Consider the following 25,764-nt stretch of genomic DNA (forward strand, 5'->3'; position numbering starts at 1 on the left):
CTGCCACACTGCAAAATAGCAGTGCGGCAGCCAAAATATACTCTAAAATACAATTTATAAATCAGCCAAGCTAATCAAGCTAACTAACACAATTTATTCCTTAGAAGCTTCCTTAAGTGCGGCTACAATCTCAGCCTCTGTAGTAAGGCGCATAACCTTATCTGCAAGCTCATCAGCTTCAGCCTTGCTCCACTTGGAAATAATACAGCGGGCAGTGAGCACCAGAACCGGGTTAACACTGAACTCTGTAAGTCCAAAAGAAATAAGAAGAGGAATCATAAGCGGATCAGCTGCGGCTTCTCCGCACATTCCGACAGGAATGCCTTCCTTGCGGCCACATTCAGTTATGTGCTTGATGCTGCGAAGGACGGATGGCTGGAATGTAGAATAAAGATAAGCTACATCAGCATTTCCTCTGTCTACGCTCATAGTGTACTGAGTAAGGTCATTTGTTCCAATTGAGAAGAAATCAGCTTCTTTTGCAAGAATATCTGCTATAAGTGAGGCAGCAGGTGTCTCAATCATACAGCCAACTTCAATATCTTTGTCATAGGCGATACCATTTGCATCGAAGTCCTTTTTAATATCAGCAATCATCTCTTTTACTGCGCGGAGCTCGTCTACGCAGGTAACAAGAGGAAGCATGATCTTGACCTTACCAAAGGCGCTGGCTCTAACAATTGCTCTGAGCTGCAAATTGTAGCTATCCTTGTTGCCAAGGCAGTATCTGACAGCTCTGTAGCCCAGGAAAGGATTTTCTTCCTTCTTGATGTTAAGGTATGGAATATCCTTGTCGCCACCTACATCAAGAGTTCTGATGATAACAGGCTTGCCACCCATGGTCTGTGCTGCTTCCTTGTAAGCTACAAACTGTTCTTCCTCAGATGGCTGATGATTGGAATCCATAAACAGGAATTCTGAACGGAAAAGACCTATGCCTTCGCCGTCGCATTCAAGAGCTTTTTTAGCATCCTTGGGTGTACCGATATTGCAGAACAGTTCAACACAGTCGCCATCAGCTGTAAGTGTTTCTTTGCCAAGGAATCCCTTAAGCTCAGACTGTTTGCGGATGAAATCTTCTCGCTTGATTATATACTGGGATAAAACATCTCCCTCAGGATTGATGTATACAATACCCTCAGTTCCATCAATAATAGCTGTATCCTTGTCCTTAACAAGACTTGTGATATCAGGAACAGATAAAACAGCAGGAATTTCAAGGGCTCTTGCAAGAATAGCAGAGTGGGAAGTCTTTCCTCCAACCTCTGTGATGATACCAGATACATTGCCTTTGTTGATCTGGGAAGTCATAGAAGGAGTAAGATCCTTGCAGGCCAGAACTGTACCCTTTGGCACCTTGCTGATATCAATATCCTTGATACCAAGAAGAAGCTTTAAAAGGCTGATCTTGATATCGCTAATGTCAGAAGCACGCTGCTTCATCATCTCGTCATCCATCTGTGAGAACATGCCTATGAACATATCACAGACAGCCTCAACAGCCGCTTCAGCGCACTGACCGGCATCGATCATCTTGAGCATTTCGCCTGACATTGAAGGGTCTGACGCCATAACCAGGTGACCTTCAAGGATTTCTGCTTCCTTGGGGCCAATCCTTTTTCTGATATCCTCAGCCATGGCAGTTGTTTCAGCCTTGAACTCCTCTAGCGCCTTATTGAATCGCTCCTTCTCAGCAGCTGTGTCCTCGATTTTCTTCTTTTCAAAGCTAAGGTCATGTTCCTTTATGACACAAACGCTACCAATTCCTATGCCACGTGATGCTGCAATTCCTTTGTGCATTTTCTTCCTCCATATCTTATTTCTTGTCTAAAATGTACTGAACTGTTTTTTTTTACCACTGCAGTCATTCCGGACAATCGGTTAGCCAAATTCATACACAACCGGCTAGCCAAATTCAAACACTACCGGCAAGCCACCTACTACCGAGTTGCCAACTCGACTGAAACTCAGTCACCAAGTCCGCTTTCAACAAGCTCAACAGCCTTCTTGAGGGCATCTGCCTCGTCAGGACCATCGCATACGATCTCGATTTCAGAGCCGCACTTGATGCATGCGCTCATGAGCATCATAACGCTCTTAGCGTCATAGCTTGTTCCATTGAAAACAACTTTTACATCGCTTGCAAAAGGAGTCACTGTCTGGCAAAAGAGACTTGCTGGACGCATGTGCATTCCCTGTTCGTTAGTTACTGTGATTTTCTGTGATACCATAATTTCTTTTCCTCTCTAGTAAAGCACCAATTTCCCAGAAGGCATGATAGCCCTCTGGGAATGGTTTTTATAATTTATTTGTTAACTGGCTTTTTAATAAGACCAAGCATAACAGCAGTGATAAATGATCCAATCAGCCATGCAAGGATGTAAAGTGGCCATTTGCCTACGGTTGCGAATACGAATACTCCGCCGTGAGGAGCCATAAGTGTGCATCCAAAGATTGCTGAAAGAAGACCGGCAATACCTGAACCTACAAGAGTACATGGAATTACATGTGCAGGATCGGCTGCCGCAAATGGGATAGCGCCCTCAGTTATGAATGAACTTCCCATTACGATATTTGTGATCCAGGTCTCCCTCTCAGATTCTGTGAACTTGGAAGGGAAGAGTTTACATGCGATAGCGATACCAACTGGAGGAACCATACCACCTACCATGATGGATGCCATTGCGATGTAGCAGGCAACTACTGCAGGGTCAGAAGCTTCTGCACCCTTTTCCATGAGTACCTGTGCTGTTCCCAGCATACCTGTTCCAAATACATAAGCTGCCTTGTTGATAGGGCCGCCCATATCTATAGCCATCATTGCGCCCAGGATAAGTCCCAGAACTGCAATGAGATTAGCTGCCTGAAGAGCTGTAAGCATTGCGCTAAGTCCTACATTGATAAGACCAATGATTGGGTTAAGGATAAAGCTCATCAAAACGCCGATGATAAATACGCCGCAAAGTGGATAAATAAGTACTGGCTTGATTCCTTCAAGTGACTTAGGGAATCCTGCTGTCAACTTCTTGAGAACGAGAATGATTCCGCCTGCAAGGAATCCAGCTGCGATACCGCCAAGGAAACCTGATACTGTAGCACCGTTATTTGTAAATGCGAAATTACCAATAAATGTGTTAAATCCATCAAGTGGAGCACCTTCGCCCATAAGCCTTGTAACCCAAGGGAATGCTGGAGCATCACCTGAGAAAAGAGCTGCATTACCGCTGGAAGCCAGCATACCACCTACAAAACCTACTGCAAGACCAGGTCTGTCAGCAATTGAGTACGCAATGTATCCAGCAAGCACAGGAACCATAAGACCCATTGCAAGGCCACCAACATATTTAAGGAAAGATGAAAGTGGAAGCATGTTACCGAAGTTACCACCACCAGTTGCACCATATCCTGCGACTGTATCAACAAGGAATGCAAGCGCAATCAGGATACCACCGCCGATAACGAATGGAAGCATGTGTGAAACGCCATTCATAAGGTGCTTGTAGAACTTTCTTCCAAGTGTTTCATCAGCAGCAGAGCTCATGGAAGCTGATTTTGTTCCAGTAAAGTGATATACCTCAAGCTTTTCTTCATTGGCCTTCTTGATAAGACCTTCTGGATTGTGGATAGCTTCCTTGGTAGAAGTAATGATAACTTCCTTACCATCGAATCTCTCCATATCTATATTCTTGTCGCAGGCAATGATGATCGCATCAGCTGCAGCAATTTCATCAGCAGTGAGAACATCCTTGGCACCTGCAGATCCGTCTTTTTCAACCTTGATTGAAAGGCCCATCTCTTTAGCCTTGAGTTCAAGAGCTTCAGCTGCCATGAATGTATGAGCGATACCTGTAGGGCAGGCTGTTACACCTAAAAGCTTTTTGTTTGAAGGAGCCTTAGCTGGAGCAGCAGCGGCTTTCTTTTCTGCTTCTTCCTTGTCCTTCTCAGCCTCCTTAGCATCGATTATTGAAAGGAACTCATCCGGAGTATTAGCCTCGATAAGTTTTTTAGCAAAAGAGCTGTCCATAAGAAGTGTCATAAGCTTGGACAGAACTTCAAGATGTGTGTCAGCAGCAGTATCAGGAGCTGCAATCATGAAGAACAGTTTGCTAGGATTTCCATCGAGGGACTTATAGTCGATACCCTCTGGAATAGTAATGGCTGTAACACCAGCCTTGGCTACTGCAAATGACTTACCGTGTGGAACAGCGATTCCCATGCCAATTGCTGTTGAGCCCTTTTCCTCTCTTGCAAGGATTGCCTTTTTGAAAGCAGAAACATTGTTTAAGTTTCCAACCTTTTCATGCAACTCAATGAGCGCATCAATAGCAGCATTCTGATCAGCAGCGCTGACTTTCAGATTGATGCCATCTTTTTTGAGTAAATCTGTTATTTTCATAGTCCCTCCTTTGTTGGTTATCCCAATTTATACCTTCTTTTTATAGCTATATATAAAGAGTAATCATCTACTCAATTATATTTGTGTTCACAGCTTGGAATAGAGCTCTCTAATAGCTTCGCCAGTTGCAAGATCATCGGAAAAAGCAGTGGCACTTCCTGCGGCTGTCCCCATCTTGAGAGCCTGACTGTAATCGTGATTTTCAAGGAAACCTGCAACAAAGCCTGCTACCATTGAATCTCCTGCGCCAACTGAGTTTCTGACCTGTCCCTTTGGAACTCCAACTCTGTGCTTCTCACCAGTTTCTGTAATGAGCATTGCACCGTCGCCAGCCATGGAAATAAGAACATTTCTGGCGCCCATTTCCTGGAGCTTCTTGGCATGAGCTTCAATCTCATCGTCAGTTTTTAAAACTGTATCAAACATCTCCCCAAGCTCATGATTATTGGGCTTTATAAGGAATGGATGATACTTAAGAACGTTCTTTAAAAGATCCTTGGTGGCATCAACAACAACATCAATTTTCTTGTCAGATAGCTTGGCCAGGATCTTCTCATATACATCACTTGGAAGAGAACTTGGAATACTGCCTGCAAGGATCAGGATGTCTCCGTCCTTAAGAGCATCAAGCTGACCAAAAAGCTCATCCTGCGCACTCTGTGGGATCTTGGGACCCTGAGCATTTATCTCTGTCTCAGCAGCGCCCTTTATCTTGACGTTGATTCTTGAGATTCCCTCAGGAAGCTCGATGAAATTAGCCTTGATGCCTTTTCTCTCAACATCAGCAGCGATGGCCTTTCCAGTAAAACCAGCTACAAACCCAAGAGCAGTGTTATCAAGCCCAAGGTTCTTTAATATTGTTGAAACATTGATGCCCTTGCCGCCAAAGTAGCATTCCTCGGAATCAGACCTGTTAGTCATTCCAGGAAGGAGCTCTGAGCCCATCCTTACAACATAGTCAATTGCTGGATTAAAGGTAATAGTGTAGATCATAATTTTTCTCCATCATTTACATTTTTTATGATTGTTTTACTGCTGTAGTTCTTGTTAGGCTCTTTGTCTGTGATGATGCAGCAGTTAGGTATCTCTGCAAAGGTTACGGAGCTTACCTTGCCAAATTTGGTATGGTCCGCCAGTATGTAGGAAACGTAGGCATGCTTGACAGCTTCCTGTTTGACCAGGGCTTCATCCACATCAGGAGTAGTGTAGCCTGCATGAAGTGAAATCCCGTTTGTTCCCATGAAAGCCTTGGTAAAGTGGTATTTGCTGATGCCTTCGATACAGTCAGGACCGATTATGGCCTCGGTTGTAGGCTTGCATCTGCCGCCAATTATCATGGTGCTAAGGCCCTTTTCCAAAAGCTTCTTGGCATGAACAATGCCGTTTGTGATGTATTTGGCCTTGGTATTGGTGATATATTTGATCATTTCCAGAGTAGTGGTACCTGAGTCGATATAAACAAAGTCGTCATCATTAATTAATGAAGCAGCATATTTGCTGATTGCTTCCTTCTCCTGTGTGTTGAGCACAGCCTTGGCTGAAACTGTGGGCTCAGTAGTGTTCACATCCTGATCGATTATGGATGTTGCGCCGCCAAAGACCTTAACAATCTTCTTGTCGTCATGAAGAGCAGTAAGATCTCTTCTGATGGTAGCTGCGGAGGCATCAAACTCCTCCATAAGCTCAGCCACTGTTACAACATTTCTTTCATTTATAAGTGCAACAATTAAATCCCGTCTTTCCTGAGTAAGCATATTGTTCCCCTCTGATCATTATGAATATATATGGAAAAAAAGATTGTGATGACCACGTATATAATTTGAACTCTAATTGCATGATAACATCATACACAATCATTATCAATCAAAAATAATCACAATTAATCACTTAAAATATTATTAAATAATCACAAAAATTCACTAAAATCACTCAAAACACTCACAAACGCTCATGCCGCTCACATGGATGATCACTGCATACTCCATATAAAGTATTAAAAAACAATAAAGCTTTATCTATATAGCGTAAAAAATATTTACAAAAAGTGCCTTGGAAAGTTAAAATAAGATTAGAATTTTTCTACAGTTAAGCCGCAGGAGGTACTGATTTTGGAAGAATTAAATTTAACTCAGGAACAGATTGATATCATAGGTGAGATTGCAAATATCAGCATGGGTAACTCTGCCACCACGCTTAGCATGATGGTGAACAGAAAAGTTGATATCACAACCCCTAATGTAAAGCTGATCAAAAGAAGCGAAGCTCTCGATGATTATGAGAAAACCTGTATTTTTGTGCAGATCCATTACGTCAAGGGCCTTGAAGGAAACAACGTGCTTGTGTTAAAAGAGAATGACGTAAAAGTCATGACAGATCTTATGATGGGTGGTGATGGCACCAATACTTCCGGAGAAATCACAGAACTTCACCTTTCTGCAGCTTCAGAAGCCATGAACCAGATGATGGGCACAAGCGCCACTTCTTTATCTTCCATGCTTGGAATTGCTACCGATATCAGCACTCCTGTTGTTAACCAGATTGATGTTGAGAGTATAAAAGTATTCGAAAAAATGTTTGATACTACTTATGATAAATTTGTTAAAATAGCTTTTAGGATGACAATAGGTGACCTTATTGATTCCGTCATGGTACAATTATATCCGGTGCAGTTCGCAGTGGATATGTGCCAAAAATTCATAGATAAAGGAAAATAAAACTCAAAATGAATAAGGCAGAAACATTAGAAATCAAGAAGCAGTTTACACCAGACAGATGCACAATAGATCACATTTGCGGATGTTATGTTGATCACGAAAAGAACAAGAGACTTACCTTTAGAAAGGCCTTTGGACAGATCCCAGAGGAAGAAATGTTCAAATATCTGGACATTTTCCAGCATACACTTGCAGGCACTTTTGGCAAGAACCTAATTAGTCTTGAGTTCCCTCTAGACCAGGAGCAGCCAGGAGGGACTCAAGATTTTCTTTTGACTCTTAGAAATTCAAGACTCGAGGACGACGAGCTTGTGGATGAGTTCTATGACAAGATCATCGCCAACTATGTAAATGGCGAGAACTACTATATTATTCTTGTTCACGCAGTTTACGACATTCCAGGTATCACAAGGGATGGAATTGAGATGGAGGATGCATCTGAGAAGATTTATGATTACATTCTCTGCAGCATCTGCCCTGTTAAGCTCTCCAAGGCAGGACTTGGCTACAACGAGAGCAAGAACATCATTGAGGACAGATTCCGCGACTGGATCGTAGAAGGCCCTACAAAGGGATTTCTTTTCCCAGCCTTTATAGAAAGAGATACAGATATCCATAACATGCTCTATTTCACAAAGAAGCCTGATGACCTTCAGCCAGAGTTTGTGGAGGCTATGTTTGGCGGAAGAGCGCCTATCTCAGCACCTGAGCAGAAGGACATCTTTGATGCTGTAGTGCAGAACACCATAGGCGAAGAGGCAGATTATGACATCATGAAGAATATTCATGATAATTTAAATGAGATGATCGAAGACCACGAGGGTGATCCTGAGCCTCTTGAGCTTAAAAAGGAAGACGTCAAGCAGCTTCTTCAGGACAGCGGTGTAGCTCAGGACAGACTTGACTATTTTGACGAGAATTATGTGAAATGCGCTGGAGATGAGGATTTTCCTCTACTTGCCAGCAATATAGCCAATACCAAGAAGTTTGATATAGAGACTCCAGATGTGGTGATCAAGGTCAAGCCAGACAGGACAGATCTTGTGGAATCAAGAATTGTCGATGGCAGACAGTGCCTGGTGATCGCAGTGGATGATCACATAGAAGTAAACGGGATCAACGTGCGCACCTTCATGAACAAGTAAGACCAGGTAAAAGACCTGTATTCATCCGGGAGAACAGATATGATTCAGCTTGCAATTGTTGAGGACGAGGATTCATACGCAGCACAGCTTACAGAATACATAAACAGATTCCAGTCCGAGAGCGGTAATTATTTCAAGATTACAAGATTTTCTGATGGGGATGAGATCACTAACGGATATAAGGGGCAGTTTGACATTATCCTTATGGATATTGAGATGAAGCTTATGGACGGCATGACTGCAGCGGAGGAGATCAGAAAGCTTGATAGTGATGTAGTCATTATGTTTATCACAAACATGACCAACTATGCCATAAGGGGCTATCAGGTTGATGCCATGGACTATGTCCTTAAGCCTGTGAGCTACTTTGCTTTTTCACAGAAACTTGGAAGAGCTGTCGGCAAGATAAAAAAGCCAACTTCCAAGATTATCACTGTGGATATGCCCTCAGGGGTAAAAAAGCTGGATATCGATAACATTTTTTATATAGAAAGCGAGGGGCACAACCTCAAATTCTACACTACAGGCGGAGAGTTTACAATAAGGGCCAAGATTGGCGACTATGAGGAACAGCTCTCTGGATACAATTTCTTTAGGAGCAATAAGGGCTATCTTGTGAATCTTAAGTTTGTAGACGGCGTGGAGAACGGAAGCTGTGTCATTGCTGGCAAGAAGCTTCTTATCAGCAGATCAAGGAAAAACGACTTCATGTCTGCACTTACAGATTACATGGCATCTTTAGCCTGATAGTTATTGGTAAATAATATGGATACTTTTTTCGAAGACATTCCAAGAATATACACGGCCCTGGCTGAGTGGCTGGCCTGCCTGACCTATTGCCTTGTGATGAAAAGAAAAGTCAAAAATGAGGACTTCATTCTGGTCACCATCCTGGCACTTGTGGTTCAGAGCATGTTTCTGGTACTGACTAAGGGGCTTCCTGTAGTATTCTGGATTCCCTGTATGCTGATCGCAGTGGGGATAATGTATGTATACATGGCTTTTTGCTGTGATGATAGCAGAAATGTCATAGGTTATTACTGTGCAAGAGCCTTTCTTTTGGCGGAATTGGCCGCCTCCCTTGAGTGGCAGCTTGCATACTTTTTCAGGAACCTGACGGACTCGATACTAGTCCAGATTTTGATACTTGTGGGAGTCTACTCTCTTGTTTTTACCTGGGCCCATTATATGGAAATTGGCATAACAAGAGGAGTCTTCCAACTTGAGATAAATGTAAGAGAACTGTGGGCTGCAATTGCCATAGCTGCAGTAGTGTTTGCCTTTAGTAATCTTAGCTTTGTATTTAGGAATACCCCATTTTCTGCAGGGCTTGAGGCGGATATCTTTTACATAAGAACCCTGGTTGATATTGCAGGTATCATGATACTGTATGTGTATCAGAGCCGTATCTGCGAGCTTCTTGCAGAAAAAGAGCTCCGGAATATCCACTCAATGCTAAAGGCTCAGTATGACAAGTACAGAAACTACCAGTCTACCTTTGAAGTGATCAATATGAAGTATCACGACCTAAAGCACCAGATTGCTGGACTCCGTGCGGAGATGAGCGATGAGGAGCGCAAAAAGTGGATTGATTCCCTGGAGCAGGAACTTGAATCCTACAGTCCTGAGCTGGAGACTGGAAATAGTGTACTTGATACTCTGATTGCCGGAAAGATGATGAACTGCAGAGCCAATAACATCAAGATAACCTGCGTTGCAGAAGGCGATATTCTGGAATTTATGCATGTGGCGGACATTTGTACCATTTTTGGTAATGCCCTTGATAATGCAATTGAGAGTGTGACTCTTATAGAGGATCCTGAGAAGAGGCTTATACACCTTACTCTTTCCCAGAAAAAGAACTTTATACTGATCCAGATAAATAACTATTGCGAAAACACTATAACAATTAAGAATGGTTACCCTGTTACATCCAAGGCTGATAAGGGTAATCACGGATTTGGACTTAAGAGTATCAGATATACAGTGGAGAAATACCACGGAACATTGAATTTTGGCCTTAAAGATAATTGGTTTGAGCTTACGATGCTTATTCCAAAAGGAGGGCTTGGATGAATTTAGTTGCAGTAGCTGTAACTGATTATATAGGTGTGGTCATTCTTATAGCGATGCTATACAGCAGCCACATTCGAAGATCTGAGGGCAGGTTTGAGTATAAGATTTTTTCTCTTATAGCAGGCTTGTCAGCTTTTGCATGCGCAATTGACTTTATGACTTTTTATCTGGACGGCATGCCTGGAGAGCTTAGTCGTATTCTTGCTATAGCTGGCAATACTTACTGCTTTGTGACAAACCCTCTCTTTTCTATTGGATGGTGCATGTACACTGAGCTGAAACTATTTAAGTCAACAGCCAGGATAAAGAGACGCTACAGATTTATAGCAATACCGGGACTTATCCTGATTCTGATTTCTATGATGAATCTGTTTGTCCCTGTAGTATTTTATCTTGATGAAATGAATGTCTATCATAGGCTTCCGCTTAGTTATGCTTACTTTATCGTTGAGTTTGGGTATCTTATATTTAGCTATATGATTTTCAAAAAATATGAGAACAGGTATGGAAAAGTGAGATTTTTCCCTATTGGTCTTATGATGGGGCCGGTAGTTGCAGGATGTATTTTACAGCTTGTCTTTTACGGGATATCACTTATCTGGGTATCGCTTGCAGTGGGACTTACGGCAATCTATATGTCACTCCAGAATGAGTTCTCCTATCTGGATAAACTGACGGGGCTTTATAACAGGGCATTTCTTGATTATATCCTTGATTCCTACTCCAAGGATCAGGGAGCTCGCATGGGCGGCATCATGATAGATGTTGACCGTTTTAAAAAAATAAATGATACCTTCGGACATTCCGTTGGTGACGAAGCACTTATTGATACTGCAAGAGTCATAACTCTTAGTAAACCTGATAAGGCAGTGGCAGTAAGATTTGCTGGAGATGAGTTTATTCTTATATTGAAGGGAACTTCCGAAGAAGCCCTTAAAAGGGTGGTAAAAAATATAAGGGATGAGCTGGAACTTTTTAACGAGACAGAGGGTAGACAGTATCAGCTATCGCTATCTATAGGCTATACATTATTTGATCCGGAAAAAGATAATGTGGATAGCTTCTTTAGACATATGGATGACAATATGTATGAGGAAAAGATCAGGAAACATTCTGAGAGAAAATGAACCATGCCGACTCGGAACAAGTTCCGAGTTGTCACGGCGTTCGCCGTATACATGCAATTCATGACAAAAAACGTACCGTTTATGACAAAAACGGCACGTTTTTTTTATGCGTGTTAACCTCATATTGTAAGCGCCGCTATGATTGTTTATGCGGTCAAACTAAGGAACTAGATCCTGACCAGATTTAGTTTCCAGATTAAAAAAGGGAGGTTAATCTATGTTATCTATCAATCTGGATGACGTGATGAAAGTCATCAATTCAATCAAGCCTTTTTTGATTGCTATAGGTATCATAATTGCAGTTGCAATCGTTATCATGATCGCAGTTATGAAGCTTAAGAAGTCAACCAAGAAGCTTGTAAGAGGCACAGCACTTGTTGCTATGCTGACTGGTATTGTTATATGTGTGAATATGATCCTGACAGGACCTATGAGCACAATGATGGATCTTATTAGTGGAAGCGGTACAATCTCAAAGACTACATCTGATGAGACAACTGTTCTTGCACAGAATATCGCAAGAGAGGGTATCGTTCTTCTTGAGAATGATGAGAACACTCTTCCTGTTGCTTCAGGAAGCAAGCTTAACGTTTTCGGATGGGCTTCAACAAATCCTATCCTTGGTGGCGCAGGTTCAGGTGCTCTTAATGATGCATATGAAACTATCGATCTTCTTAAGTCACTTAGTGATGCTGGAATCGAGACAAACGCTGAACTTACAAAGTTCTACACAGACTACAAGGCAGACAGACCAGTAGTTGGTATGTGGAATCAGGACTGGACACTTCCAGAACCTAACGTTTCTCTTTATACAGACGAACTTATGTCAAATGCTAAGTCTTACTCAGACACAGCTATGATCGTTATCAGCCGTTCAGGCGGTGAGGGTGCAGACCTTCCAACAAATATGTCTTCTGTAGTAGATGGCTCTTTCAAGGATGGAACAACCTATACAGCTGGTACTTATGATGATACTCTCAACGAGGGTAACGACTGGGATGCAGGTGATCACTACCTTCAGCTTACAAACAGAGAAGAAGAGATGATCGACCTTGTATGCGCTAACTTTGGCAAGGTAATCCTTGTTTACAACGGAGCTAACGCTTTCGAGCTTGGTTTTGTAAAAGACCACCCACAGATCAAGTCAGTTCTTTGGGCAGCAGGCATGGGCCACGTTGGTATGGAGGCTCTTGGCGAGATCGTAACTGGTGAGGTTAACCCATCAGGTAAGACAATCGACACCTATGTTTATGACATGACAAAGACACCTTGGTGGAACAACTTTGGTGACTTCAACTATACAAATATGGAAGACTATGCTTATGTATCAACAGGATTTACTGGCGTTGAGACTAAGGCAGAAGTTAGCTTTGTAAATTACGTAGAGGGTATCTATGTAGGATACAAGTTCTATGAGACAGCAGCACTTGAGGGGCTCATCAACTATGATGAAATGGTTCAGTATCCATTTGGATATGGCCTTTCATACACAACATTTGAGCAGACAATGGGCGACATTACTGAGGATAATGGAACAATTACTTTTGATGTAACTGTTACAAATACTGGTTCTGTTGCAGGTAAGGACGTAGTAGAAGTTTACTACAATCCTCCATATGAGAACGGTGGAATCGAGAAGGCTTCTGCAAACCTTGTAGAGTTTGCAAAGACTCAGCTCCTTGAGCCAGGCGCATCAGAGACAATCACTATCTCTTTTGCAGCAGAAGATATGGCATCTTATGATTACCAGAACGCTAAGGCTTATGTACTTGACGCTGGTGACTATGAGATTTCTATCAATAAGGATTCTCACAACGTTATCGATTCTAAGACATACACTGTAGGAACTACAGTAACTTATGACGGATCAAACAAGAGAACTTCAGATAAGGTTACAGCTACAAACGCATTTGATTTTGCTAATGGTAATATTGAGTACCTTTCAAGAGCAGATGGATTTGCTAACTACAATGCAGCAACAGCAGCTCCTAAGAGCTACGAGATGCCTGCAGATGTAAAGGCTACTTTCTACAATATCAGCAACTACCTTACACCAGAAGCTACAGCAGCTGACGAGGATCCAAACGCAGCAGCAGTTACAACTGGCGCAGCTACATCACTTCAGCTCAAGGACCTTCGTGGTCTTGCTAAGGACGATCCTAAGTGGGATGAGCTTCTTAATGCTATGACACTTGATGATATGAACGCCCTTATTTCTCTTGGTGGATATCAGACAAACTCAGTTGAGTCAATCGGCAAGGTTCGTACAAACGACTGTGACGGCCCTGCTTCAATCAACAATAACTTTACAGGTGTTGGATCCCTTGGATTCCCTGTAGGTGTTACAATTGCAGCTACTTTCAACAAAGAACTTGCTTATTCATTCGGCGATTACATCGGTAAGATGGCTAACGAGATGGATGTATCTGGTTGGTATGCACCAGCTATGAACATTCACAGAACAGCTTTTGCTGGACGTAACTTTGAGTACTATTCAGAAGACGGTGTTCTTTCTGGAAAGATTGCTTCAGAAGCTACAAAGGGCTCATGGGCTAACGGAGTTTACGCTTATGTTAAGCACTTTGCATTCAACGATCAGGAAGGCAACAGATGCGACATGCTCTGCACATGGACTAATGAGCAGGCAGCTCGTGAGATTTACCTTAAGCCTTTCGAGATCAGTGTCAAGAACGTTGAGATGACAGCAGTTATGTCTTCCTTCAACTACATTGGTAACCGTTGGGCAGGCGGATGTAAGGAACTTCTTAAGACAGTCCTTAGAGAAGAGTGGGGCTTCAATGGCTTCGTACTTACAGACTACTTCGGAGTTTACGGATATATGTCATCTGACCAGGCTATCAGAAATGGTACAGACTGTATGCTTGTTAACTATCCAACAGCTACAAACAGCGTTCAGTTCAGAGATACAAACGGAGCTCAGCAGGCTATGCGTGAGGCTACCAAGAATATTCTCTATACTGTAGTTAACAGCCGTGCTTATGCACCTGAGAATCTCAAGTCAGGTATGGCTTCCTGGAAGATTCTTATGATTGTTTGCGACTGCGTATTTGCAGCACTTATGATCTGCCTTATGGCTATCTTCTGCAAGAACTTCAAGAAGAATAGAGCCAATGAAAAGGCAGCAGCAGAAGCTACTGTAGAGTAATAGTAATTTAGACCTATAAATATATAGGATTAATTGGATCATAGGCGGCACGGGAGGTCCTGTGCCGACCTATGTTTCCATATTTAAAAAGGTGTTTGCCAATTGTCACATGGAATTGGCAAATTACATAGATATGCGAGGGAAAAAATGAAATATCAAGATATCATTGAGAAGATGACAATTGAAGAGAAGGCAGCTTTCTTGAGCGGAAAGGGAGAATGGCAGACAAGGGAATTTGAGAGACTTGGAATTCCATCCATATTCTGTTCAGATGGACCTCACGGTATCAGAAAGCAGGCTGGAGCGGGAGACCACTTAGGACTTAACGAATCCCTTCCTGCAACATGCTTCCCTACTGCAGCAACAGTAGCCAATAGCTGGGATACAGAGCTTGGCGAGGAACTAGGAAAGACACTTGGAAAAGAGGCTATGGCAGAAGGCGTCAACGTGCTGTTGGGACCAGGCCTTAATATAAAGAGAAGTCCTCTTTGCGGAAGAAACTTTGAATATTTTTCAGAAGATCCATATCTTGCAGGTAAGATGGCTGCATCATATGTAAGAGGTATTCAGTCACAGGGTGTATACGCTTGTCCCAAGCACTTTGCGGTGAACTCACAGGAGCTTCGTCGTATGGCTATGAATGCGGTTGTTGATGAGCGTACCTTAAGAGAAATTTATCTTTCTGGTTTTGAGATTGCTGTAAAAGAAGGTAAGGCCAAGACTATCATGTCTGCGTACAATGAGGTCAATGGCACATATGCCAATGAGAATAAGCATCTTTTGACTGATATCTTGAGAAAAGACTGGGGCTTTGACGGAATAGTAATTACTGACTGGGGTGCTTCCAATGACCATGCTCTTGGCGTGGCAGCAGGCTCAAACCTTGAGATGCCTAATCCTGGCCTTGATTCTGCAAGAGAACTTGTGGCTGCTGTTGAGAGCGGCAAGATCAGCATGGAGGATGTGGATGCAAGAGTAGACGAGCTTCTTGATGCTGTCATGACTCTTTATGTCAACGCCCAGGGCAAGTCTGATGACTTTGACAAGGCAGCACATCACGCAGTAGCAAGAAAAGCTGCTACTGAGAGCACAATCCTTCTTAAGAACGAGGGCAACATCCTTCCTCTTAAGCCTGGTGCCAAGGTTGCCATAATCGGAGATTTTGCCTTTGTTCCAAGATATCAGGGCGCAGGCTCATCTCTTGTTAATCCTACTAAGATTGAGACTGTATCAGAGATTCTTGGCAATTATGATGTTCAGGTTATTGGATCTTCAAGGGGCTATTCCAGAACCGGCGAGGAAGATGCTGCAACCAGGAAGGAAGCTCTTGATATAGCAAAAAGAGCTGACATAGTTCTTTTCTTCTTTGGTCTTAATGAAGATAGTGAGTCTGAGGGTATGGACAGAACACACATGAGAATACCTCAGAATCAGATAAATCTTTTGCAGGAACTTGGACAGGTAAATAAGAATCTTGTTGGAATCATTAGTGCAGGTTCAGCAATTGAGATGCCTTGGCATCATTACTTCAAGGCTATTCTCCACGGCTACTTAAATGGCCAGGCTGGAGCAAGCGCTGTTATGGACATTTTAACCGGTAAGGTTTGCCCATCTGGTAAGCTTTCAGAGACTGTTCCAAGAAGACTTGAGGATACACCTGCATACCGCTATTATCCAAGCACAGAGAGAACCTCTGAGTACAGAGAAAGTTTATTTGTTGGCTACAGATATTATGAAACTGCGGAAGTTCCTGTGCTTTATCCATTTGGCTTTGGACTTTCCTACACAAGCTTTGAATACAGTGACTTAAATGTTACTGATGAAGGCATTTCTTTTACCATCAAGAACGTAGGACAGATGGAGGGCGCTGAGATTGCTCAGATGTACGTTTCTCTCCCTGATGCCAAGGTATTCAGACCAGAAAAAGAGCTTAAGGGATTTGCCAAGGTGTTCCTGAAGCCAGGAGAATCCAAAAAGGTAGAGATTGCCTTTGATGATAAGACTTTCCGTTACTGGAATGTCAAGACTAACAAGTGGGAAGTAGAAGGTGGGCAGTACAAGATCCTCCTTGGAGCTTCCAGCGCAGATATCAGGCTGACCGGCGATATTACAAGAACAGCAACTACAGAGGAACTTCCATATGTTCCAGAGAAGATGCCTACATATTACAGCGGCAAGATCCAGACTGTAGAAGATGCTGAGTTTGAGGCACTTCTTGGCAGAAGCATTCCAGATGGCAAGTGGAACGGACTTTTGACAGCCAATGATGCTATTTGCCAGATGTACTATGCAAAGAGCGGACTTGCCAGATTTGCTTATAAGCGTCTTACAGCTATGAAGAAGAAAGCTGATGAGAGCGGCAAGCCTAATCTTAACGTACTCTTTATCTATAACATGCCATTCAGAGCTATGGCCAAAATGACTGGCGGCGCTGTTTCCATGGATATGGTTGATGGCATTGTTGATATTGTAAATGGTAAGTTCTTTGGTGGGCTTGGAAAGGTTATTTCCGGTTACTTCCGTAACAGTAAGCTCAACAAAGAGTATGAGGCTAAGATTAAATGATGGAGGATTTTTGTAATGAATTTTTGGAAGAGTTTCGAGGAGAAGCATCCTAAGATTGCAAAGTGGGTGCGCGAGGGAGGCTTGTTTGTGGTCGTAAGTAACCTGATCACAGTATTTAAGTACCTTCTCCTTACATTTTTACCAGCAGCTTTTGCATTTTTAGGAGACAGGTCTTTTGGCTGGCCTGGAATTCCTCTTACATTATTTGGTGAGACATTTGATTGGAATATTCTTGGTTACGACCAGGCACATGGCGGACTTGCCTACTTTGTAGCTTACATGATCGCTATGGTTATCGGTGAATGCATTAACTTCCCTATCCAGAAGCTTTTTGTATTCCGTAACCACGACAAGCCTGGCAAGCAGATTGCATGGTATGTTGCAGCATTCATCCTGATCACCTGCATCGTAAACTCAATCAACTGCATCTGGGTAGCTGTAGCAGGCAAGTTTGTTCCAGCATTTGTTTACAACATCGGTACTACAGTATTAAACGGCGGCGTTTCAATGGTAGTATTCTTCTTTGTAAACAAGATAATCTTCCCTGAGACCGTGAAGAAGGCGGAGAATGAGTAATAGTTCCGGGGCTTCGCGCATATGGTACTAAGGGACGAAGCCAATGGGTCATTTATATGGTCATTTATACAGGAGTTGCATTGTTTTTGGGTGATATACCTATAAAACAGACGCAGCTCCTTATTTTTATTGAATAGGAAATTGCTTTCCTATTCAATAAAAAACGCTCCGCTGTGGATGCGCACCTCGCGGAGATGAAGTTTATTGCTTCGCAATACCGCTCGGGCGCGAAAGAGTCGCTAGCGACTCTTTGTTCTAGGTTCAAAAGCAATTGAAACAAATATGAGGGGCAAATTGTATAAACTTATGGGCGTGCAGAATCCTTCCAACCAGCAGGCGCTGCACATATAGAGGCTTTCGAGAAATGCCTTGAACAAGCCCTGGTTCCTCATTGCAAAAAAGCTGCGTTGATATTTTCTTTGAAGCTTGATAAAATCGAGCGGAATATGTTTAGTTTTGAAAACGAAATATCAGATTTGTGGAAGGAATATATTGAGGACGATATTCAGGAGGAAACATGAGTTTACACTATAATGCATTTATATCATACAAACATGCAGAACTTGATAATAAAGTAGCTGCTGACATAGAGAAACTATTGGAGCGATATCACATTCCTAAAAAGATCCAGAAAAAAACCGGAATGAAGAAGATAGAACGCATCTTCAGGGACAAGGACGAGCTTCCAATTACCAGCGACCTTACAGACACCATAAATGAGGCACTTCTTAATTCAGATTACCTTATAGTTCTCTGCTCCAAGAGCACACGCCTTTCAACCTGGGTTGAGAGGGAGATAAGTCTCTTTTTACAGACCCATCCATTAGACCACGTTCTGACTGTACTGGCTGAGGGCGAGCCCTATGAAGTCATCCCTCAGATGCTCCTTAGCAGAACTGTTCAAAGACCTAACTACATGGGTCAGCTGGAAACAGTTATTGAGCCGGTTGAGCCCCTTTCCTGCGATTTTCGCCTTCCTCGCAAGGAAGCCATAAACACTGAGCTTCCAAGACTTGCTGCTGCTCTTATTGGCTGCTCCTATAACGAGCTTATGAACAGACAGCGTCAGTACAAGATGAAGAGACTTACTGCCATGGCAGCAGGCGTGATGGCGCTCTCTGTGGGCTTTGGCGGATACATGCTCTATAGCAACCAGAGGATCAACGAGAACTACCAGAATTCACTTATCAACCAGTCAAGATACCTGGCCAACTCTTCTGAACAGCTTCTTGAAGATGAAAAGAGAATTGATGCCCTCCACCTTGCGCTGGCAGCCCTTCCAAATGAAGAGACACCTGACAGACCAGTAATTCCAGAGGCAGAAAGAGCTATAGCAAACGCAAGTCTTGCCTACGAGACAGTTTACGGCTCCAATATCACATCAGTCTGGAACTATACAATGCCTGATAATATAGACAAGTTCTATGTGGGGCCTGACGGAGACTCCCTGGCTGCCATCGATATGTCTGACAACGTGATGGTTTGGGATGCCCAGACAAAAGAACTTGTGTATAGCTATTCTTCAAGCGATGACTGCGCAGATGTGATCTACTACATATCAGAAGATAAGCTCCTTGTAACAGGCTTATATTTTGTCAGATGCGTCGATGTCAAGAATAAGACTGTCCTCTGGGAACATGAGAAATTAGGCGATGGAGCAGTGGCTAACTATTATGCAGCTAGTGACAATGGTTCTTTTGTCTATGTGCCAGTAGGAGATTCCACTATTTATAAGCTGGATTCAGCTACCGGAAATATAGTGGACACCTATGGTTTTGCAGAAAATGATCTTGATGCTATGAAGTGCTATTTTGTTGACATGATCATTTCTCCTGATGAACAAAAGCTCATGTTTGAAGTGGAACTGGGTGATACCAAGGATAAAAGCCTATGCATATATAATCTATCTGACAAGACCTATGAGTTTATAAACCTCAAGGCGATGGGGCTATATACTGATGATAACTTCCTTTCCACTTTCTGCTGGATAGACAATGATACAGTAGCTATAGCAGTAAACCAGGAAGGAATGGGCGGAAACTACGGTTTCCTTAACATGGATGTTTACTCAACAAACCATGACATAATTACTTGCATAAACTTGGAAGATAAATCTACAAGATGGAACTACGATTTCTCTTTTACCACCTATTCAAGCACAGATGGATTCATAGTTCTGACTGAAATGGACGGCCTCTGCTTCTACAAAGGAAACAAGGCAACGATCATAGATCCAAATACTGGTGAAATGCTCTATGATTACAACTTAAACGACGTAATTGTCGGAGCCAAGCTAAACAAGGGCGCAGAACTTCCTATCTTCCAGACTGAGTCAGGAAAACATGCTATGCCACTTCCTTCACAGGGAACTGACACCATTGCTTTAACCAAGTATTTTACTGATGATATTGACAGCATAAAGGTTTCAAAGGGAGCCTATGCACACGTAAGAAACAGCAACTCTATTATTTACTATGGTGTGGGCGTTTCAGATGATGAGTATCTTAGCTTTGATGCGACTCTTTCTTATGACAACATCATGTCACAGAGTGCATTTGTAGGAGAAAACAGTCTTGCTGTACTCAGAGGAGATGACGCCGGAATAACCATTGACCTATATGATGCTCAGAATAAAAAGTTCTTAAAGAGCGTTCATATAGATAATGAGGATAATTCTGATTATCACTACAAATTTATTGCAGCAGATAATGGCAAAATATATATTTCCCACTATTCAAGCATCGGAGGAAATGTATTAGAACTTATTGAACTTGATGATATATCAGGAAACAACAAGACAACTACACTGGCTGAGGAAACAAGCTGCGGTGTGACGTCTTATAAAGATGGCAAGATAGCTTATTTTGACAGTAAATCTTATTCACAGAATACTATTACTCTGTATGATGTAGAGACAGCTGAGAAAAAAGAGTTTGCGCTTCCTGAGAATGGATATGTAAATGTCGAGAATATAGAGTATTGCCCGGAAGATGGCATAATCTATCTGGCCGGAAGTGCTGACTACATCCTGAATGTTGAATCAGGAGAAGTGGCAAGCGTTACCCACTCTTCAGACTGGCAGGATACTAAGAAGGTGAGGATTGATGCTACAAGCCACAAGACTATTGAGACTGACTTTTCTTCAATTGAAGTCAGCGACTATACAGGCGAACAGCTTTATAGCATCAAATGCCCAGAGATAAAGCCATACGATGTATCAGTTTACAGAGCCTTAGATAATAGTAAGGCAGTTTTGCTGGTTCCTTATGAGGATGGACTGCTCTATAGATACGACCTTGAGACTGGAGAACTTATTGGAAAAACAGAATTTACCCCATATACATCTCCGATCACAACAGACAGGGTTGAATTTAATTATGATCTTGAGAATAATTTACTCTATCTTCAGATTGATGGCGTAATAGATATTATCGAGCTAAAGAGCTATGTCCAGACAGCCTGCGTTGTAGGAAGCCTTGGATATCACGAGGGCACAGATACCTTCATTGTTACATCTGATGTTGAGAATTCTCAGGAAGAGATAGGATATTTCAGACACTACTCAGTCCAGGAACTTATTGAGAAAGCAAGGAAACTTACAAAAGGAACAGAACCTTCACAGGAATTAAGAGAAGAATACGGATTCTAATATGAGCTTACATTACAATGCTTTTATTTCATACAAACATGCGGAGCTTGACAACAAGGTAGCTGCGCAGATTGAAAAGGCTTTGGAGCGTTACCATATTCCAAAGAAAATACAGAAAAAGACAGGCGTAAAAAAGATAGAGCGCATCTTCAGGGATAAGGATGAACTTCCTATTACTAGTGACCTTAGTGGAACTATAGAAGATGCCCTTAGAAATTCAGATTACCTTATTGTCCTCTGCTCAAAGAGCACCTGCCTTTCCACTTGGGTAGAGAGGGAGATTACCATCTTTTTGCAGGATCATCCAATTGATAGGGTTCTGACTGTTCTGGCAGAGGGAGAACCATACGAAGTTATTCCCAAAATGCTCCTTAGTAGAACCTTTCAGAGGCTTAACTCTATGGGACAGGTGGAAACTGTTACAGAGCCTGTTGAACCTCTGTCCTGCGACTGGAGACTTCCCCTGAAAGAAGCCCGGAATACAGAGCTTCCACGACTTGCGGCGGCGCTTATCGGATGCTCCTATAACGAGCTTATGAACAGACAGCGCCAGTACAAGATGAAACGCTTAACTGCAATGGCAGCAGGCGTAATGGGGCTTTCTGTGGGTTTTGGCGCATACATGCTCTACAGCAATCACAGGGTCAACGAAAATTACCAAAAGGCCCTTATCAGCCAGTCCAAGTACCTTGCCACAGAGTCTTCAAGACTTCTCGACGAAGAGCAGAGAATCAATGCATTATACCTTGCGCTTGAAGCCCTCCCCAATGAGGAAAATCCCGACAAGCCAGTTGTGCCAGAGGCAGTAAAGGCCCTGAGTAATGCTTCACTTGCTTATGAGAGCAAGATGAATGAGGGTATTACTTCGGCTTGGAATTACACTATGCCAGATACTATAAAAGACATGATATTTCCCGATGGCGGGGCTTATATGGCGGCTATAGATTATTCTGGCAATGTCAGAGCATGGAACTGTGATAGCCATGAAATGGTATATGATGATAGTTCTTTTAAATCAAATATAGATCACATATTCTTTGCAGGAAAAGATATTTTGCTATTAGCTGAGGGTGATACAGTTAGGGCTATAGAACTGTCTACAGGTCAGGAAAAATGGGCAACTGTGATCAACGATGACTATTTTGCCTGGCATACTACCACTGGGGATTATAAAGAACTATCGGATGGAACATTTCTTTTAAATACAGATAGAAAAGGACTTCTGCGAATATCTTCTGAGGATGGGACTATAGTTGATAAATACACTGTTGCTAGTGAGGATGAAAACGATGACAGCATAAGTTTCTCAAATTTCAGCGTTTCCCCTGGGAAAGATAAGGTTGTATTTAGATCAAATATGGATGGCAATCCCATAGTAATTGTCTATAATCTTAACGATAAAACGGGAATATATATAGACCTTACTGAGAATGGATATATGGATCCTGATGAATGGCTTTTAAATCTCAAATGGGTTGATGATGACTCTTTTGTCATGGCTGTAGGTGCAAATTATACAGAAACTAGCTATGGATACTTGTATATGGAGGCCTATGCCCCTACCACTACAAAAATCTTTTGCTTTAATGCAGAGGATTTATCACTCAAGTGGAAAAATGATTTCGTATCTAATGCAATATATTATGATAGCGATTTTATCGTGCAATCACAGAAAAACGCAGTTTCTTATTACTACGGCGACACATATGAAGTATGGGATATAGATACAGGTGAACGTCAACATAGGTATGATATTACGGATTCTATAGTTGGTGTTACTCTTGGCGAAGATAACTCTTCTGTAATGTTTATTACAAGGGGAGGAGCTGCGGCTCAGCTCAATGAAGATACATTCAGTGCATTGTCGGAAGAGGGCGTTGCACTTATGTATTATTTTACAAAGGAGCTTGGAAAGGCCGTAAGCAACAAGGGAGTATATACTATTCCTGAGCATGGGCACGAAATCCTATACTATGGAGTTGGGGTATATGACGAGAATTATAAAGAATTCAAGGATGCACCCGCAGTTGACTACGTACCAACTGATGACTATATCATGAGTAATGATACTCTGGCATTTATGGATATGGGAACGGATGAGGTTGACATTTGTCTTTATGATCTTGGATCAAAAGAGTTTATTGGCCGGGTTACCTTGGATCCAAAAGAAAATTATCACTATTCTTTGCTGGGTATAGAGGATGGCAAGCTATATGTCGGCTATAAAGATTTGGAAATGATAAAGCTCTACTCTGTGGATATATCTACTCTGGAATATAGGGAAACTAAGATTCAAAATGCAAATATAACGTTCTGGACCGATGTGTGTTACAAAAATGGGAATATGGTCTATGCCATAGATGGCAAGAATGATGACTGCGTAAATATTGTGGTCAAGGATACCAGACATGGATCTGCTAAGCAATATGAAGTGGAGTATGCGTATGAATCTGGCACGGAGACTATAATGGAGTACAGCCCGGAGCAAAACCTGGTTTACTTTTCCGATACCTATGATTCAATCATAAATACAGAAACAGGTGAAGTTACCAAGGTGTCTTTTCCGGCGGACTGGTATGGAACCAAGCTGGCCAGCATATCTTCTGAGGAAGACAAGATAATAGTTACAGATAATAGTTATGTTGTTGTCACTGACCTGAATGGAGAAATGCTATATAACATAAAGTGCGATAGCAACAAAATCAAGGGCATGACAATCCATAATGGAAAACTCTTCATAGTCACTGATAAAGGAGATATGTATATATATAATTCTGCGGATGGTCAGAGAATAACCTACACTGACATTTCCTATGGATCTGGTCATTACGAAAACTTTAATTTCTTGTTTGATGATGAGAATGATAGATTATATATACAAAATGGTTTTGTACTGGATGTGATAGATACTACTTCCTTTATAGAGACAGCCTATGTTGCATATGCACTTGGCTACCACAAGGACACGGATTCTTTCATTGTCCGTTCTCGTGACTTCAAGACAGATGCTGAAAAAGTCGGCTACTTCAAACAGTATTCATTAGAGGAACTCATCCAAAGAGGTCAAAAAATGTTAGAAGGCGCGGAGATAAGCGATGCCTTCAAGGATAGTTATGGTATAGGATAAGATATAGCTTACGAGCTCATGTTACTTGAAAAAGTAGCATGGGCTTTTTCTAATTCTTAAGAAAGATTAATAATTTTTCGATGGTAAATCTTAAGAATTTAGTGTTAAAATCTTTTTTGTCCCCGTTCAGGGAACAACTTCTGTTTTCGCAGAGGCTTCAGCATATCGCTGGAATTACCACATTTTTGAAAGGAAGAGTTTTATGAAGTACAATGAAAAAACTGCCAGAAATGAGCAGCAGGAAGAAGGCATCTCTTATGCTGATGCCAGAAAAGTTGTTGAATCAATGAATCTAATAGATGGATTTTTGTTTGACAGCTCAATTGAAAATGAGGAGGATGCACAAATTGTCGTTGGTACGATACTAAGCACTGTATTTAACCGAGAATTTAAGTATGTCCATGTCACATCGCAGAAACAGTTTCAAGCCATTGACACCAAATACCATGGAATACGACTGGATGCCTACGTTACAGAGGATGAAGAGGGCAATGTAAGTGCAACAGTTTATGATGTTGAGATGGAGAATAGAAAGGCGGATAAGAGATCTCTTCCCAAGAGAATCAGATACTACAATTCCTTGATCGACAGCAGATATCTTGAATCTGGATCGAGTTATGAAACACTACCAGATTTCGTATCCATAACAATCTTGTCTTATGACCCATTTGATGCTGGTGATTTGTACTATGAGACAACTACTGTCTTGTCAACACATCCAGGCATTGAATACAAAGATGGAGTTACCCATATATATTTGTATTGCCATGGAAAGCTAAATGATTTCTTGTCTGATACTCATGGAAAACGTCTTATGGAAGTGCTAAAATACATAGTATCAGGAGAGGTTCCAGGCTCTTTTAGCCCAGAAGTCCATAGCCTAGAAACTGTCGTTTCAAAGATTAAGAGAAGGCCGGAGGTAACCAAGAGATATATGCAGCAGTGGGACAGGGAGAGAATTCTTATTCAAGAAACCAGAAAAGAAGTGACTGAAGAAGTTACAAAAAAAGTTACAAAAGAAGTAACTGAAGAAGTAACAAAAGAAGCAGCACTAGAAGTAATAAGATTTGGAAGAGAAGATGGCGTATCAGATGAAAAGATTAGAAAGCGACTCGAGACTCGATTTAATCTAGCTACAGATGTAATTGATGAATTGTTCCAGCAAGCAGACAATAAAGAATAAATGGCTTACAAGCTCATGTTACTTGAAAAAGTAGCATGGG

Annotated in this window: 16 protein-coding genes; 11 read left to right on the forward strand and 5 right to left on the reverse strand. The window is 41.9% G+C overall.

The features are described from left to right. Positions 1–93: 93 nt before the first annotated feature. The 5 genes from ptsP to BLO53_RS11920 form a co-directional block, all read right to left on the reverse strand. A complete protein-coding gene (gene ptsP, locus BLO53_RS11900) occupies positions 94–1,800 on the reverse strand; it encodes a phosphoenolpyruvate--protein phosphotransferase (RefSeq protein ID WP_092061884.1) in 1,707 nt (568 codons plus the stop codon). Positions 1,801–1,967: 167 nt separating this feature from the next. After that, on the reverse strand, positions 1,968–2,231 hold the full coding sequence (locus BLO53_RS11905; protein WP_026490350.1) for an HPr family phosphocarrier protein: 264 nt from the start codon (positions 2,229–2,231) through the stop codon (positions 1,968–1,970). 74 nt (positions 2,232–2,305) lie between these two features. Beyond that, complete coding sequence (locus tag BLO53_RS11910; protein WP_092061887.1) at positions 2,306–4,396, reverse strand: PTS fructose transporter subunit IIABC; 2,091 nt, start codon at positions 4,394–4,396, stop codon at positions 2,306–2,308. 87 nt (positions 4,397–4,483) lie between these two features. Further along, entirely contained in the window at positions 4,484–5,389 is a 906-nt protein-coding gene (gene pfkB / locus BLO53_RS11915) for a 1-phosphofructokinase (RefSeq protein ID WP_092061890.1), read from the reverse strand. Beyond that, positions 5,386–6,150, reverse strand: a complete 765-nt coding sequence (locus BLO53_RS11920) for a DeoR/GlpR family DNA-binding transcription regulator (protein WP_092061893.1) — start codon at positions 6,148–6,150, stop codon at positions 5,386–5,388. The genes pfkB and BLO53_RS11920 overlap by 4 nt, the downstream gene beginning before the upstream one ends. A 354-nt stretch (positions 6,151–6,504) precedes the next feature. Between BLO53_RS11920 and fliY the strand changes: the two genes are divergently transcribed. The 11 genes from fliY to BLO53_RS11975 all read left to right on the forward strand — a co-directional run bounded on the left by fliY (position 6,505) and on the right by BLO53_RS11975 (position 25,724). Then, positions 6,505–7,110, forward strand: coding sequence for a flagellar motor switch phosphatase FliY (gene fliY / locus BLO53_RS11925; RefSeq protein WP_092061896.1), 606 nt, complete (start codon positions 6,505–6,507; stop codon positions 7,108–7,110). 8 nt (positions 7,111–7,118) lie between these two features. After that, positions 7,119–8,255, forward strand: a complete 1,137-nt coding sequence (locus BLO53_RS11930; RefSeq protein WP_092061899.1) for a DUF4317 domain-containing protein — start codon at positions 7,119–7,121, stop codon at positions 8,253–8,255. A gap of 39 nt (positions 8,256–8,294) precedes the next feature. Then, positions 8,295–9,002 (forward strand): LytR/AlgR family response regulator transcription factor, encoded by a 708-nt coding sequence (locus BLO53_RS11935; RefSeq protein WP_092061902.1) that lies wholly within the window; start codon positions 8,295–8,297, stop codon positions 9,000–9,002. An 18-nt stretch (positions 9,003–9,020) separates the two neighbouring features. Further along, complete coding sequence (locus BLO53_RS11940; RefSeq protein WP_092061904.1) at positions 9,021–10,331, forward strand: GHKL domain-containing protein; 1,311 nt, start codon at positions 9,021–9,023, stop codon at positions 10,329–10,331. Beyond that, the gene (locus tag BLO53_RS11945) at positions 10,328–11,458 is read left to right on the forward strand and encodes a GGDEF domain-containing protein (protein WP_092061907.1); all 1,131 of its coding nucleotides are present in this window, start codon (positions 10,328–10,330) and stop codon (positions 11,456–11,458) included. Before BLO53_RS11940 ends, BLO53_RS11945 begins: the two co-directional genes overlap by 4 nt. Before the next feature lie 217 nt (positions 11,459–11,675). After that, complete coding sequence (locus BLO53_RS11950; RefSeq protein ID WP_092061910.1) at positions 11,676–14,624, forward strand: glycoside hydrolase family 3 N-terminal domain-containing protein; 2,949 nt, start codon at positions 11,676–11,678, stop codon at positions 14,622–14,624. Positions 14,625–14,771: 147 nt separating this feature from the next. Continuing rightward, the gene (locus BLO53_RS11955) at positions 14,772–17,189 is read left to right on the forward strand and encodes a glycoside hydrolase family 3 C-terminal domain-containing protein (RefSeq protein ID WP_092061913.1); all 2,418 of its coding nucleotides are present in this window, start codon (positions 14,772–14,774) and stop codon (positions 17,187–17,189) included. 15 nt (positions 17,190–17,204) lie between these two features. Next, positions 17,205–17,765, forward strand: coding sequence for a GtrA family protein (locus BLO53_RS11960; RefSeq protein ID WP_026490339.1), 561 nt, complete (start codon positions 17,205–17,207; stop codon positions 17,763–17,765). Positions 17,766–18,282: 517 nt separating this feature from the next. Then, complete coding sequence (locus BLO53_RS11965; RefSeq protein ID WP_092061916.1) at positions 18,283–21,414, forward strand: TIR domain-containing protein; 3,132 nt, start codon at positions 18,283–18,285, stop codon at positions 21,412–21,414. A 1-nt stretch (position 21,415) separates the two neighbouring features. Beyond that, a complete protein-coding gene (locus BLO53_RS11970; protein WP_092061919.1) occupies positions 21,416–24,541 on the forward strand; it encodes a toll/interleukin-1 receptor domain-containing protein in 3,126 nt (1,041 codons plus the stop codon). Positions 24,542–24,743: 202 nt separating this feature from the next. Continuing rightward, the gene (locus BLO53_RS11975) at positions 24,744–25,724 is read left to right on the forward strand and encodes a hypothetical protein (RefSeq protein ID WP_092061923.1); all 981 of its coding nucleotides are present in this window, start codon (positions 24,744–24,746) and stop codon (positions 25,722–25,724) included. The last annotated feature ends 40 nt before the right edge of the window (positions 25,725–25,764 follow it).

This window comes from Butyrivibrio sp. INlla14, assembly GCF_900102515.1.
In the GTDB taxonomy this organism is placed as follows: domain Bacteria; phylum Bacillota; class Clostridia; order Lachnospirales; family Lachnospiraceae; genus Butyrivibrio.

Excerpts from the sequence above, each read along its gene's own strand:
- ptsP (WP_092061884.1), bottom strand. The coding sequence starts at position 1,800 with ATGCACAAAGGAATTGCAGCATCACGTGGCATAGGAATTGGTAGCGTT.
- BLO53_RS11905 (WP_026490350.1), bottom strand. The coding sequence starts at position 2,231 with ATGGTATCACAGAAAATCACAGTAACTAACGAACAGGGAATGCACATG.
- BLO53_RS11910 (WP_092061887.1), bottom strand. The coding sequence starts at position 4,396 with ATGAAAATAACAGATTTACTCAAAAAAGATGGCATCAATCTGAAAGTC.
- pfkB (WP_092061890.1), bottom strand. The coding sequence starts at position 5,389 with ATGATCTACACTATTACCTTTAATCCAGCAATTGACTATGTTGTAAGG.
- BLO53_RS11920 (WP_092061893.1), bottom strand. The coding sequence starts at position 6,150 with ATGCTTACTCAGGAAAGACGGGATTTAATTGTTGCACTTATAAATGAA.
- BLO53_RS11930 (WP_092061899.1), top strand. The coding sequence starts at position 7,119 with ATGAATAAGGCAGAAACATTAGAAATCAAGAAGCAGTTTACACCAGAC.
- BLO53_RS11935 (WP_092061902.1), top strand. The coding sequence starts at position 8,295 with ATGATTCAGCTTGCAATTGTTGAGGACGAGGATTCATACGCAGCACAG.
- BLO53_RS11940 (WP_092061904.1), top strand. The coding sequence starts at position 9,021 with ATGGATACTTTTTTCGAAGACATTCCAAGAATATACACGGCCCTGGCT.
- BLO53_RS11945 (WP_092061907.1), top strand. The coding sequence starts at position 10,328 with ATGAATTTAGTTGCAGTAGCTGTAACTGATTATATAGGTGTGGTCATT.
- BLO53_RS11950 (WP_092061910.1), top strand. The coding sequence starts at position 11,676 with ATGTTATCTATCAATCTGGATGACGTGATGAAAGTCATCAATTCAATC.
- BLO53_RS11955 (WP_092061913.1), top strand. The coding sequence starts at position 14,772 with ATGAAATATCAAGATATCATTGAGAAGATGACAATTGAAGAGAAGGCA.
- BLO53_RS11960 (WP_026490339.1), top strand. The coding sequence starts at position 17,205 with ATGAATTTTTGGAAGAGTTTCGAGGAGAAGCATCCTAAGATTGCAAAG.
- BLO53_RS11965 (WP_092061916.1), top strand. The coding sequence starts at position 18,283 with ATGAGTTTACACTATAATGCATTTATATCATACAAACATGCAGAACTT.
- BLO53_RS11970 (WP_092061919.1), top strand. The coding sequence starts at position 21,416 with ATGAGCTTACATTACAATGCTTTTATTTCATACAAACATGCGGAGCTT.
- BLO53_RS11975 (WP_092061923.1), top strand. The coding sequence starts at position 24,744 with ATGAAGTACAATGAAAAAACTGCCAGAAATGAGCAGCAGGAAGAAGGC.